This is a genomic window from Enterobacter cloacae, assembly GCF_013375935.1.
In the GTDB taxonomy this organism is placed as follows: Bacteria; Pseudomonadota; Gammaproteobacteria; order Enterobacterales; family Enterobacteriaceae; genus Enterobacter; species Enterobacter pasteurii.
This window is the reverse complement of the sequence record NZ_CP056117.1, coordinates 4,430,391-4,443,256: the sequence shown is the minus strand read 5'-3', so window position 1 is coordinate 4,443,256 and position 12,866 is coordinate 4,430,391. Positions and strand designations below refer to the sequence as shown.

General features: G+C 55.8%; 10 protein-coding genes. 9 read left to right on the top strand and 1 reads right to left on the bottom strand.

The genetic code is table 11. From position 1 onward, the window contains the following. Nucleotide 1 precedes the first annotated feature (1 nt). From odhB to sucD, 3 genes are all read left to right on the top strand, one after another. Complete coding sequence (gene odhB, locus HWQ14_RS20875) at nucleotides 2-1,228, top strand: 2-oxoglutarate dehydrogenase complex dihydrolipoyllysine-residue succinyltransferase (protein WP_148420808.1); 1,227 nt, start codon at nucleotides 2-4, stop codon at nucleotides 1,226-1,228. Nucleotides 1,229-1,323: 95 nt separating this feature from the next. Then, nucleotides 1,324-2,490 carry an ADP-forming succinate--CoA ligase subunit beta gene (gene sucC, locus HWQ14_RS20870; RefSeq protein WP_017384968.1) on the top strand — a complete coding sequence of 389 codons (1,167 nt, stop codon included), beginning with the start codon at nucleotides 1,324-1,326 and terminating at the stop codon, nucleotides 2,488-2,490. Continuing rightward, nucleotides 2,490-3,359: a succinate--CoA ligase subunit alpha gene (sucD, locus tag HWQ14_RS20865; RefSeq protein WP_006809578.1), complete on the top strand. Its 870-nt coding sequence runs from the start codon at nucleotides 2,490-2,492 to the stop codon at nucleotides 3,357-3,359. Before sucC ends, sucD begins: the two co-directional genes overlap by 1 nt. Nucleotides 3,360-3,444: 85 nt before the next feature. Here sucD and HWQ14_RS20860 read toward each other — a convergent pair whose 3' ends face one another. Continuing rightward, nucleotides 3,445-4,161, bottom strand: coding sequence for a GntR family transcriptional regulator (locus HWQ14_RS20860; protein ID WP_148420807.1), 717 nt, complete (start codon nucleotides 4,159-4,161; stop codon nucleotides 3,445-3,447). Between the two features lie 171 nt (nucleotides 4,162-4,332). Between HWQ14_RS20860 and mngA the strand changes: the two genes are divergently transcribed. The 6 genes from mngA to ybgE all read left to right on the top strand — a co-directional run bounded on the left by mngA (nucleotide 4,333) and on the right by ybgE (nucleotide 12,727). Further along, the gene (gene mngA, locus HWQ14_RS20855) at nucleotides 4,333-6,249 is read left to right on the top strand and encodes a PTS 2-O-a-mannosyl-D-glycerate transporter subunit IIABC (protein WP_176610872.1); all 1,917 of its coding nucleotides are present in this window, start codon (nucleotides 4,333-4,335) and stop codon (nucleotides 6,247-6,249) included. Between the two features lie 23 nt (nucleotides 6,250-6,272). Then, the gene (gene mngB / locus HWQ14_RS20850) at nucleotides 6,273-8,909 is read left to right on the top strand and encodes a mannosylglycerate hydrolase (protein WP_176610871.1); all 2,637 of its coding nucleotides are present in this window, start codon (nucleotides 6,273-6,275) and stop codon (nucleotides 8,907-8,909) included. Nucleotides 8,910-9,585: 676 nt separating this feature from the next. Beyond that, nucleotides 9,586-11,154 carry a cytochrome ubiquinol oxidase subunit I gene (gene cydA / locus HWQ14_RS20845; protein WP_148420804.1) on the top strand — a complete coding sequence of 523 codons (1,569 nt, stop codon included), beginning with the start codon at nucleotides 9,586-9,588 and terminating at the stop codon, nucleotides 11,152-11,154. Between the two features lie 15 nt (nucleotides 11,155-11,169). After that, nucleotides 11,170-12,309 carry a cytochrome d ubiquinol oxidase subunit II gene (cydB, locus tag HWQ14_RS20840; protein WP_148420803.1) on the top strand — a complete coding sequence of 380 codons (1,140 nt, stop codon included), beginning with the start codon at nucleotides 11,170-11,172 and terminating at the stop codon, nucleotides 12,307-12,309. 14 nt (nucleotides 12,310-12,323) lie between these two features. Beyond that, complete coding sequence (gene cydX, locus HWQ14_RS20835) at nucleotides 12,324-12,437, top strand: cytochrome bd-I oxidase subunit CydX (RefSeq protein WP_006177208.1); 114 nt, start codon at nucleotides 12,324-12,326, stop codon at nucleotides 12,435-12,437. Beyond that, nucleotides 12,437-12,727 (top strand): cyd operon protein YbgE, encoded by a 291-nt coding sequence (gene ybgE, locus HWQ14_RS20830; protein WP_176610870.1) that lies wholly within the window; start codon nucleotides 12,437-12,439, stop codon nucleotides 12,725-12,727. Before cydX ends, ybgE begins: the two co-directional genes overlap by 1 nt. Nucleotides 12,728-12,866 lie beyond the last annotated feature (139 nt).

The following is a 12,866-nucleotide window of genomic DNA, read 5'->3' as shown; positions in this document are numbered from 1 at the left end:
AATGAGTAGCGTAGATATTCTTGTTCCCGACCTGCCTGAGTCCGTAGCAGATGCAACCGTCGCCACCTGGCACAAAAAACCAGGCGACGCGGTAACCCGCGACGAAGTGCTGGTAGAAATCGAAACTGACAAAGTGGTACTGGAAGTACCGGCTTCAGCGGATGGCATTCTGGATGCGGTCCTGGAAGATGAAGGTACGACCGTAACCTCTCGCCAGATCCTGGGTCGCCTGCGTGAAGGCAACAGCGCGGGCAAAGAGTCCAGCGCCAAATCTGAAGAGAAGGCGTCTACGCCGGCCCAGCGCCAGCAGGCTTCTCTGGAAGAGCAAAGCAACGACGCGCTCAGCCCGGCGATCCGTCGCCTGCTGGCCGAGCACAGCCTCGATCCGGCAGCCATTAAAGGCACCGGCGTAGGCGGCCGTCTGACGCGTGAAGATATCGACAAGCATCTGGCAAAAGCGCCTTCTGATGCGAAAGCAGAAGCGAAAGCGCCTGCTGCAGCACCAGCGGCACAGCCTCAGCTTGGCGCACGTAGCGAAAAACGCGTGCCGATGACCCGCCTGCGCAAGCGCGTGGCCGAGCGTCTGCTGGAAGCGAAAAATTCTACCGCGATGCTGACCACGTTTAACGAAGTCAACATGAAGCCAATCATGGACCTGCGCAAGCAGTACGGTGACGCGTTTGAAAAACGTCACGGTATCCGTCTGGGCTTTATGTCCTTCTACGTGAAAGCGGTGGTTGAAGCGTTGAAACGCTACCCGGAAGTGAACGCGTCTATCGATGGCGATGACGTGGTTTACCACAACTACTTCGACGTCAGCATGGCGGTTTCTACCCCACGCGGCCTGGTGACCCCGGTTCTGCGTGATGTGGATACCCTGGGCATGGCTGACATTGAGAAGAAAATCAAAGAGCTGGCCGTGAAAGGCCGCGACGGCAAGCTGACCGTAGACGACCTGACCGGCGGTAACTTCACCATTACCAACGGCGGCGTGTTCGGCTCGCTGATGTCTACCCCGATCATTAACCCGCCGCAGAGCGCGATCCTGGGTATGCACGCCATTAAAGATCGTCCTATGGCGGTAGACGGTAAAGTGGAGATCCTGCCAATGATGTATCTGGCGCTCTCTTACGATCACCGCCTGATTGACGGCCGCGAGTCCGTGGGCTTCCTGGTAGCGATTAAAGAGCTGCTGGAAGATCCAACGCGTCTGCTGCTGGACGTCTAGTCCCTTTTAGCGTCACCTGCCCTGTAGGCCGGATAAGCCTTGCGCCGGCCTGCAGGTTTGAAGATAACGATTACCCTGAAGGATGGATAGAACACATGAACTTACATGAATATCAGGCCAAACAGCTGTTTGCCCGGTATGGCTTACCGGCTCCGGTGGGTTATGCCTGTACTACCCCGCGTGAAGCAGAAGAAGCCGCATCTAAAATCGGTTCCGGCCCGTGGGTAGTTAAATGTCAGGTTCACGCTGGTGGCCGTGGTAAAGCGGGCGGTGTGAAGGTTGTTAAGAGCAAAGAAGAGATCCGTGCCTTTGCTGAACATTGGCTCGGCAAGCGTCTGGTAACTTACCAGACGGATGCGAACGGCCAGCCGGTTAACCAGATCCTGGTTGAAGCTGCGACCGACATCGCAAAAGAACTGTACCTCGGCGCCGTGGTGGACCGTAGCTCCCGTCGCGTGGTGTTCATGGCGTCTACCGAAGGCGGCGTGGAAATTGAAAAAGTAGCGGAAGAGACCCCGCACCTGATCCATAAAGTCGCTATCGATCCGCTGGCCGGCCCAATGCCTTACCAGGGTCGCGAGCTGGCGTTCAAGCTGGGTCTGGAAGGCAAGCTGGTTCAGCAGTTCACCAAGATCTTTATGGGTCTGGCGACCATCTTCCTGGAGCGCGACCTGGCGCTGATCGAGATCAACCCGCTGGTGATCACTACCCAGGGCGATCTGATCTGCCTGGACGGCAAGCTGGGCGCTGACGGCAACGCGCTGTTCCGCCAGTCCGATCTGCGTGAAATGCGCGATCAGTCTCAGGAAGATCCGCGTGAAGCGCAGGCTGCACAGTGGGAACTGAACTACGTGGCGCTGGACGGCAACATCGGCTGCATGGTTAACGGCGCGGGCCTGGCAATGGGTACCATGGACATCGTTAAGCTGCACGGCGGTGAGCCGGCGAACTTCCTCGACGTGGGCGGTGGCGCAACCAAAGAGCGCGTAACCGAAGCGTTCAAAATCATTCTCTCTGACAGCAACGTGAAAGCCGTTCTGGTTAACATCTTCGGCGGTATCGTGCGTTGCGACCTGATCGCCGACGGTATCATCGGCGCGGTAGAAGAAGTGGGCGTTAACGTTCCGGTAGTGGTTCGTCTGGAAGGGAACAACGCTGAACTCGGCGCGAAAAAACTGGCTGACAGCGGCCTGAATATTATTGCAGCGAAAAGTCTGACGGATGCAGCTCAGCAGGTTGTTGCCGCAGTGGAGGGGAAATAATGTCCGTTTTAATTAATAAAGATACCAAGGTTATCTGCCAGGGCTTCACCGGTAGCCAGGGGACTTTCCACTCTGAACAGGCGATTGCCTACGGTACGCAGATGGTTGGCGGCGTGACGCCAGGTAAAGGCGGCACCACGCACCTGGGCCTGCCGGTGTTCAACACCGTGCGTGAAGCCGTAGAAGCAACCGGCGCTACCGCGACCGTGATCTACGTTCCGGCTCCGTTCTGCAAAGACTCCATTCTGGAAGCGATCGACGCAGGCATTAAGCTTATCATCACCATCACCGAAGGTATCCCGACGCTGGATATGCTGACCGTGAAGGTGAAGCTGGATGAAGCGGGCGTGCGCATGATCGGCCCGAACTGCCCGGGCGTAATCACCCCAGGCGAATGCAAAATCGGCATCATGCCGGGCCACATTCACAAGCCGGGTAAAGTGGGCATCGTTTCCCGCTCCGGTACCCTGACCTATGAAGCGGTTAAGCAGACCACCGACTACGGCTTCGGCCAGTCCACCTGCGTGGGCATCGGCGGTGATCCGATCCCGGGCTCTAACTTCATCGACATCCTGAAGCTGTTCCAGGAAGATCCACAGACCGAAGCGATCGTGATGATCGGTGAGATCGGCGGTAGCGCGGAAGAAGAAGCGGCTGCTTACATCAAAGATCACGTGACCAAGCCGGTAGTGGGCTACATCGCGGGCGTGACCGCGCCGAAAGGCAAGCGTATGGGTCACGCGGGGGCGATTATCGCCGGCGGTAAAGGTACGGCTGATGAGAAATTCGCAGCACTGGAAGCCGCAGGCGTGAAAACCGTTCGCAGCCTGGCGGATATCGGTGAAGCGCTGAAATCCATCATTAAGTAAGTCCTCTCTGCTCCCCGGAAGGGGGGCGTTGAAGTATAAAAAAATGTCCGTTTCGACATGGTTGGCCGCTGTAAAGCGGCCTTTTTTATTGTCTGCGCCTGGCGACGAGGGTGAACCTGTAGTCGTCAGAGTTAAACACGTTGCGACTGTATTCAAATACCCGACCGTCTTTCAGGAACCCGCGAGAGACCTTTTCCAGAATCGGCTTCGCCGGATCGAGCGCCAGGGCGGCGATCGCCTCATCCGAGGGCATGATCGGAACCAGCTCCTGCTCGCTGCGATCGATAACCATCCTTTTGATCTGCTCAACGTAGTGGTATTTCGAATTTTCCATTACTTCCCAGGTAAGATCGGGGAACATCGCCAGCGGCATCCATGTCTCCTCCAGGTTTACCGGCTTTTCCCTGATGAAGCGTACGCGCTTGACGTGCCAGACCTTGTCATCCTGGTTAATTGCCAGCCTTGCAGCGAGCCTCTCATCGGCCTTGACCACTTCGAAGATTTTTACATCGCTGTGCGTATCGACGTTTCGATCCGCCAGCTTTTCGTAAAAGCCGGTGAGCTGATAAATGTCGTAATTCACCCGCTCCTCTTTTACATACGAGCCACTGCCCTGAATGCTTTCGATGATCTGCTCGTCGGCGAGCAGCTTCAGCGCCTGCCGCACGGTGACCCGGCTGACGCTAAACGCCTCCTGCAGGCTGGATTCCGTCGGCAGGGCGTCGCCTGGCTTTAACTCACCGGCATTGATTTTCTCGCGGAACGCATCGGCGATCTGCCGGTACCTCGGTTTATTGCCCATTCTTTCGCGCCTGTTTAATACCTTTTCAGGGAATTATGCCTTCAGTGGATGATTTGTAAATAATACAAATACCATACAAATATAGTTATAAGTGAAAATGATCACATAAATGTATTATCTCGTCTGCCACAATCCTCCCCAGACAATAACTCTGCATATGTGAGGATCTTTATGAACCTGACGACCCTGACCGATCCGCGTGCTGTCTGCGTACAGGCGCAGTTTACAGGCCGCGATGAGGCAATACGCCAGCTTGCGATGCGGCTGGTGGCCTTGGGCAAAATCGCCGACGCCGATACGTTTCTGGCAGAAGTGTTCCATCGGGAATCGCTTGGCCCGACAGCGCTGGGGGAGGGGCTGGCTGTCCCTCATGGCAAATCAGCGGTCGTGAAGGAAGCGGCTTTTGCCGTGGCAACGCTGCGCGAACCGCTGGCATGGGAGGGCGTGGACGGGCCTGAAGAGGTTGAGCTGATTTTTCTGCTCGCCATTCCTCCCGCACAGGCGGGATCGACGCATATTCAGGTGCTGACGGCGCTGACCTCTCGCCTGGCGGACGACGATCTCAGGGCCCGGGTGATGACGGCGACCAGCCCGGAAGCGGTGCTCGCTGCTCTGGAGACGAACCCGGAGACTGAAGAGGCCGACGTCGCCGTGAATGCCCCGACCATCGTCTGCGTGACCGCCTGTCCGGCCGGGATCGCCCATACCTATATGGCAGCGGAATATCTCGAAAAAGCGGGACGTCGGCTCGGCGTCAACGTGGTGGTAGAGAAGCAGGGGGCGAACGGCATTGAGGGGCGACTCACCGCGCAGCAGCTGCGTGAGGCGAAAGCCTGCATCTTTGCTGCGGACGTGGCGATCAAAGAGAGCGAACGCTTTCACGGGATCCCCGCCATTTCCGTTCCCGTCGCGGAACCGTTGCGCCACGCGGAAGCGCTCATTGAGCGCGCGCTGGCGCTACGGCCTTTATCCGATGCGCGTTTTGCGCATCCCGATACTGAAGCGAAAAAGAGCCTTAAAACGGAACTTAAGCAGGCGCTTCTCAGCGGCATCTCCTTTGCGGTACCGCTGATTGTCGCTGGCGGTACGGTGCTGGCCGTGTCGGTACTGCTGGCGCAGGTTCTGGGCTTACAGCATCTCTTCGATCAGGAAAACTCGTGGCTGTGGTTGTACCGTAAGCTGGGCGGCGGCATGCTCGGCATTCTGATGGTGCCGGTTCTGGCGGCCTATACCGCTTACTCGCTGGCGGATAAACCTGCTCTCACGCCGGGCTTCGCTGCCGGCTTAGCCGCCAATACGATCGGTGCCGGTTTTCTGGGCGCAATCGTCGGCGGGCTTATTGCAGGCTACCTGATGCGCTGGGTGAAAAATCATATTCGCCTGAGCAGCCGCTACAACGGCTTTCTGACCTTTTATCTCTATCCGGTGATCGGCGTGCTCGGCGCAGGCAGCCTGATGCTGTTTGCGATCGGCGAACCGGTGGCCTGGGTCAATACCGCGCTGACCGCCTGGCTTAACGGGCTGTCCGGCGCAAATGCGCTGCTTCTGGGCGCGATCCTCGGCTTTATGTGCTCATTTGACCTGGGCGGGCCGGTCAATAAGGCTTCTTACGCATTTTGCCTGGGAGCGATGGCTAACGGCGTCTACGGGCCTTATGCGATCTTTGCCTCCGTCAAAATGGTATCGGCCTTTACCGTCACGGCGTCAACGATGCTGGCGCCGAAACTGTTTAAGCAGTTCGAAATCGAAACCGGAAAATCCACCTGGCTACTGGGGCTGGCGGGCATTACGGAAGGGGCGATACCGATGGCTATCGAGGATCCGCTGCGTGTCATCGGCTCATTTGTTCTGGGGTCAATGGCGACCGGGGCGATTGTCGGGGCGATGGGCATTGGGCTCTCCACCCCGGGAGCCGGTATTTTCTCCCTCTTCTTACTGCACGATGCCGGGCTCGGCGGCGTGACGGCCGCTGCGGGCTGGTTTGGCGCCTCGCTGATCGGCTCCGCAATCTCCACGCTTATTTTACTGCTCTGGCGGCGTCAGGCCGTGGCGAGCGGCAAATACGTGGCCGAAGACATTCCATCCTAAACACGCACTGACAGGAAACGAAGATGAAAGCCGTATCTCGCGTTCATATCACGCCACATATGCACTGGGACCGTGAGTGGTACTTCACCACCGAAGCGTCACGTATTCTTCTGGTCAATAATATGGAAGAGATCCTCACCCGTCTTGAGCAGGACGCGGAGTATAAGTACTACGTCCTGGATGGCCAGACGGCGGTGCTGGAAGATTATTTTGCGGTGAAGCCGGAAAGCAGGCCGCGCGTGAAAGCGCTGGTAGAGGCCGGAAAGCTCATCATCGGGCCGTGGTATACCCAGACGGACACCACTATTGTCTCCGGTGAGTCGATTGTGCGAAATCTGATGTACGGCATTCGCGACTGCATGGCCTTTGGCGAGCCGATGAAGATTGGCTATCTGCCGGACTCCTTCGGGATGTCTTCCCAGCTGCCGCACATTTATAACGGTTTTGGCATCACGCGCACCCTGTTCTGGCGCGGCTGTTCCGAGCGTCACGGTACCGATAAAACCGAATTCCTCTGGCAGAGCCAGGACGGGAGTGAAGTTACGGCGCAGGTGCTGCCGCTGGGTTACGCGATTGGTAAGTACTTACCGGAGGATGAAGCCGGGCTGCGGAAACGACTCGACAGCTATTTTGAGATGCTCGAAAAAGCCTCGGTAACGAAGGAAATTTTGCTGCCGAACGGCCATGACCAGATGCCGCTACAGCAGAACATTTTTGCGGTGATGGATAAACTTCGGGAAATCTATCCCCAGCGTCAGTTTGTCATGAGCCGCTTTGAGGAGGTGTTTGACCGCATCGACGCGCGCCGCGACGAGCTGGCGACGCTGAAAGGGGAGTTTATTGACGGCAAATACATGCGCGTGCACCGCACGATTGGCTCTACGCGGATGGACATTAAGATCGCCCACGCCCGTATCGAGAATAAAATCGTCAACGTGCTTGAGCCGCTGGCCACGCTTGCCTGGACGCTGGGCTTTGAGTATCACCACGGTTTGCTGGAAAAAATGTGGAAGGAGATCCTCAAGAATCACGCCCACGACAGTATCGGCTGCTGCTGTAGCGACAAAGTGCACCGCGAGGTGATGTCCCGCTTCGAGCTGGCGGAAGACATGGCCGATAACCTGACGCGCTTCTATATGCGCAAGATTGTCGACAACATGCCGCAGAGCGATGAGGACAAGCTGGTGATGTTTAACCTGACGCCGTGGCCGCGCGAGGAAGTCATTAACACCACGCTGCGTCTGCGCGCCAGCCGGTTCCGCCTGCTTGACGACAGGGGCAATGAAATCCCTTATTACCTCTGCGGCGCGCGTGAGATCGACCCCGGTCTGATTGACCGGCAGATTGTGCATTACGGTAACTACGATCCCTTCATGGAATTTGACATCCAGATCGCTCAAATCCTGCCGTCAATGGGTTACCGCACGCTTTATATCGAGCCGCACGTGGCCGGCAGGGTGCTCGCACCGGCAGATTCCCCGGAAGCCCTGCTGGAAAATGCGTTCTGGGAGATTGCGCTGAATGGGGACGGAACCCTGCGCCTGCTCGACAAAGCGTCCGGACTTATCTATGACCGCGCGCTGGAAATTGAAGAGAGCTCGGACGATGGCGATGAGTACGATTATTCGCCTTCGCGCGAGGAGTGGAGACTCACTTCAGCGCAGGGCGAGCATCAGGTGGAGGTGTTCCACGAAGCCTGGCAGAGCAGGGCGGTGATTCGCCATCGTATGGCGGTGCCGGCCAATCTTGCCGAACGTTCTGCGCGTCAGCGGACGGGGACGCTTGAGGCTGAAATGACGATTACGCTCACCCATAACAGCCGGCGTATTGACGTTGAGGTGCGTCTGGAAAACCATGCGGACGACCATCGTGTTCGGGTGCTGATCCCAACGCCCTTCACCACAGAGGAGGTGTTAGCCGACACCCAGTTCGGTTCACTGACGCGTCCCGTACGGGATGAGGCGATGGCCAGCTGGCAGGAGGAGGGCTGGAAGGAAGCGCCGCTGCCGGTGTGGAATCTGCTTAATTACGCGGTGCTTCAGGAAAGACGCAACGGAATGGCGCTTTTCACCGAAGGGTTGCGCGAATTTGAGGTAACTGGCGAGCGTCAAAAAACCTTCGCCCTGACGCTGCTTCGCGGCGTGGGGGTGCTTGGGAAGGAGGATTTACTTCTGCGACCGGGCAGACCGTCCGGGATCAAAATGCCCGTGCCGGATTCGCAGGTGCGTGGTCAGCTAACCTGTCGCTTTAGCCTGTTCAGCTTTAACGGTACGCCTGTCAGTGCCGGCGTTGCGCAGCAGGCGAAATCATGGTTAACGCCCGTGCACTGCTATAACAAAATCCCGTGGGATGCGATGAAGCTTAACCGGGCCGCAGTCACCGCACCTACAAGTTACAGCCTGCTGACGCTGGCGCCAAACGGGTGTGTACTCAGCGCGCTTAAAAAGGCGGAAGATCGTGACGAGATGATTCTGCGCCTGTACAACCCTTCGGAGACCCGCTCCTGTGACGTGGCGATTACCGTGAATCGTGCGGTTAAGGCCTGCGGCGAAACGGACATGAATGAGAGGTTTGCCGCAGCAGGAGAGGGCGGGGCGGGCATTTCCGGGCCATTCCGTCCCGGGCAGTCGCGCACTTTTAGCCTGAAGATTGACCGGTAACGCTTGCCGCAATAAAAAGGCCGCAGAGGGGGCGGCCTTTTTTAATGAATAATCACGCAGGGGTGTTAATTTCAAGACCATTAAAAGTGAATAAAATGTAACCACGCACCCTGCCAGCACAGCAATAAAAAAATACTGTGAAGCGGATAACATAATATGTTTATCTTTATGCCAAATACGTTTTTCCTGCCGCGTTAATAAAAATCACATCTGTTTATATTATCTTCTGCCTTTTATAACCATTCACGACTTTCAATATACATATCGTTAACATGGTTTTTACTATCCATATCACAAAGAAACATCATTAACAGGGTGGGCCGTTTTTGATTTAAATCAATGCTTAATACTTGGAAAAAGGCTCCAAAAGGCGTTAAATTGTTCCCGATCAAAATGGCCTAAAAGTGGTAATTTTGCTATAAATTGATCGCCGTCGAAAAACGTAAATCTGTTCGAATAAAAACCTGTTTATTGTAAGGGTTTTGCAGTGTATTATATTTGCGGGATCAATTTGGTTTTTTCTTAACGTATTTGTAACCTTTCATCACTGCTTTTTTCTTGTCGGGAATAAGCAATGAAGAAGGGATGCAGATTACTTTGTATTGGGGCATGCGTGTGGATCCTTATCTAACGGGAACCACTCTCGGAGTCTTCATGCGATGAGCAAGGAGTCATAATGTTAGACGTAGTCGAACTGTCGCGCTTACAGTTTGCCTTGACCGCGATGTACCACTTCCTGTTTGTACCGCTGACGCTCGGTATGGCGTTCCTGCTGGCAATCATGGAAACGGTTTACGTCCTCTCCGGCAAACAGATTTATAAAGATATGACCAAGTTCTGGGGCAAGTTGTTTGGTATCAACTTTGCGCTGGGCGTGGCAACCGGTCTGACCATGGAGTTCCAGTTCGGGACTAACTGGTCTTATTATTCCCACTACGTTGGGGATATCTTCGGTGCGCCGCTGGCCATTGAAGGTCTGATGGCCTTCTTCCTCGAATCCACCTTTGTAGGTCTGTTCTTCTTCGGCTGGGACCGTCTGGGCAAAGTCCAGCATATGGCGGTAACCTGGCTGGTGGCATTAGGCTCCAACCTGTCCGCACTGTGGATCCTGGTGGCGAACGGCTGGATGCAAAACCCCATCGCGTCTGATTTCAACTTCGAAACCATGCGTATGGAGATGGTCAGCTTCGCTGAGCTGGTCCTGAACCCGGTTGCTCAGGTTAAATTCGTACACACCGTAGCGTCTGGCTATGTGTGCGGCGCCATGTTCGTACTGGGCATCAGCTCCTACTACATGCTGCGCGGTCGTGACTTCGCCTTCGCAAAACGCTCTTTTGCTATCGCAGCAAGCTTCGGTATGGCAGCAATTCTGTCTGTTATCGTTCTGGGTGATGAATCCGGTTACGAAATGGGCGACGTGCAGAAAACCAAGCTGGCCGCGATTGAAGCGGAATGGGAAACCCAGCCTGCGCCGGCAGCGTTTACCCTGTTCGGTATTCCCGATCAGGACGCGCAGGAAAACCGCTTCGCCATTCAAATTCCTTACGCGCTGGGCATCATCGCCACCCGTTCCGTCGATAAACAGGTCACAGGCCTGAAAGATCTGATGGTGCAGCACGAAGAGCGTATCCGTAACGGGATGAAAGCTTACTCGCTGCTGGAGCAGCTGCGCGCCGGCTCTACCGACCAGGCCGTTCGCGATCGGTTTAACGACGTGAAGAAAGACCTCGGTTACGGTCTGCTGCTGAAACGCTATACCCCGAACGTCTCCGACGCGACGGAAGCGCAGATCCAGATGGCAACCAAAGACTCTATTCCACGCGTTGCGCCGTTGTACTTCGCGTTCCGTATCATGGTGGGCTGCGGCATTATCATGCTGCTGATCATCGCGGCCTCGTTCTGGTCAGTGATTCGTAACCGTATCGGTGAGAAAAAATGGCTGCTGCGTACGGCGCTGTACGGTATCCCACTGCCATGGATTGCTATCGAATCCGGCTGGTTTGTCGCGGAATATGGCCGTCAGCCATGGGCGATTGGTGAGGTGCTGCCAACGGCGGTAGCGAACTCCTCCCTGACCGCAGGCGACCTGATCTTCTCCATGCTGCTGATTTGTGGTCTGTACACCCTGTTCCTGGTGGCTGAACTGTTCCTGATGTTCAAGTTCGCGCGCCTTGGCCCGAGCAGCCTGAAAACCGGTCGCTACCACTACGAGCAGTCTGCTGTGACTACTCAGCCGGCACGCTAAGACAGGAGTCATCAAATGATCGATTATGAAGTATTGCGTTTTGTCTGGTGGCTGCTGATCGGTGTTCTGCTGATCGGTTTTGCGGTCACCGATGGTTTCGACATGGGCGTGGGCATGCTCACCCGTTTCCTCGGTCGTAATGACACCGAGCGTCGAATCATGATCAACTCCATCGCCCCGCACTGGGACGGTAACCAGGTGTGGCTGATCACCGCAGGCGGCGCGCTGTTCGCGGCCTGGCCGATGGTCTACGCGGCTGCGTTCTCCGGCTTCTATGTGGCGATGATTCTGGTGCTGGCGTCTTTATTCTTCCGTCCGGTTGGTTTCGACTACCGTTCCAAGATTGAAGATACCCGCTGGCGCAACATGTGGGACTGGGGCATCTTTATTGGTAGCTTCGTTCCACCGCTGGTGATTGGTGTGGCATTCGGTAACCTGCTGCAGGGCGTACCGTTCCACGTCGACGAGTACATGCGTCTGTTCTACACCGGCAACTTCTTCCAGCTGCTGAATCCGTTTGGTCTGCTGGCAGGTGTTGTGAGCGTGGCGATGATCATCACGCAGGGCGCAACGTATCTGCAGATGCGTACCGTGGGTGAACTGCACCTGCGCTCCCGTGCTACCGCCCAGGTTGCGGCGCTGGTGACGCTGGTCTGCTTCGCGCTGGCCGGCGTGTGGGTGGTGTACGGTATTGATGGTTACGTGGTGACGTCCGCCATCAACCACACTGCACCGTCTAACCCGCTGACCAAAGAAGTGGCGCGTCAGGCAGGTGCATGGCTGGTGAACTTCAATAATACCCCTGCGCTGTGGGCTATCCCGGCTCTGGGTGTGCTGCTGCCGCTGCTGACCGTGCTGACGTCTCGTCTGGAGAAAGGCGCCCTGGCGTTCGTGTTCTCTTCACTGACGCTGGCGTGCATCATCCTGACGGCCGGTATTGCTATGTTCCCGTTCGTGATGCCATCCAGCACCATGATGAACGCTAGCCTGACCATGTGGGATGCAACGTCCAGCCAGCTGACGCTGAACCTGATGACGTATGTTGCTTGTGTATTCGTACCGATTATCCTGCTCTACACCTCCTGGTGTTACTGGAAAATGTTCGGTCGTATCACTAAAGAACATATCGAAAGTAACACCCACTCTATGTATTAAGTAAGGAGCTGAATATGTGGTATTTCGCATGGATTTTAGGGACGCTTCTTGCCTGTGCATTTGGTGTCATCACTGCCCTGGCGCTTGAGCATGTTGAAGCGTCTAAAGCAGGTGAAGAAAAACACTAATGAACATTATCGCAACGTTATATGCGGTAATGGATAAGCGCCCGTTACGGGCGCTTTCTTTAGTGATGGCATTACTGCTGGCAGGCTGTATCTTCTGGGACCCGTCGCGCTTCGCGGCGAAAACCAGCGAGCTTGAGATCTGGCACGGCTTCCTGATGATGTGGGCGGTGTGTGCAGGGGTCATTCACGGTGTCGGCTTTCGACCGAAAGCGATTCACTGGCAGGGCATCTTCTGTCCGCTGATTGCCGATCTGGTCCTCCTCGCCGGTTTGATTTTCTTCTTCTTCTGAATAAGAAATGTCCGTTAACGATATGGGCTTACCCGAGCCCATAAAAATTTACTCTCCGTTTACTTTCCCCCATTCCAAACCATCATTCCCGCGCGTATAGTAGCGAAGTTTGAAAGCCCCAACTTTTCATGTTTTACCG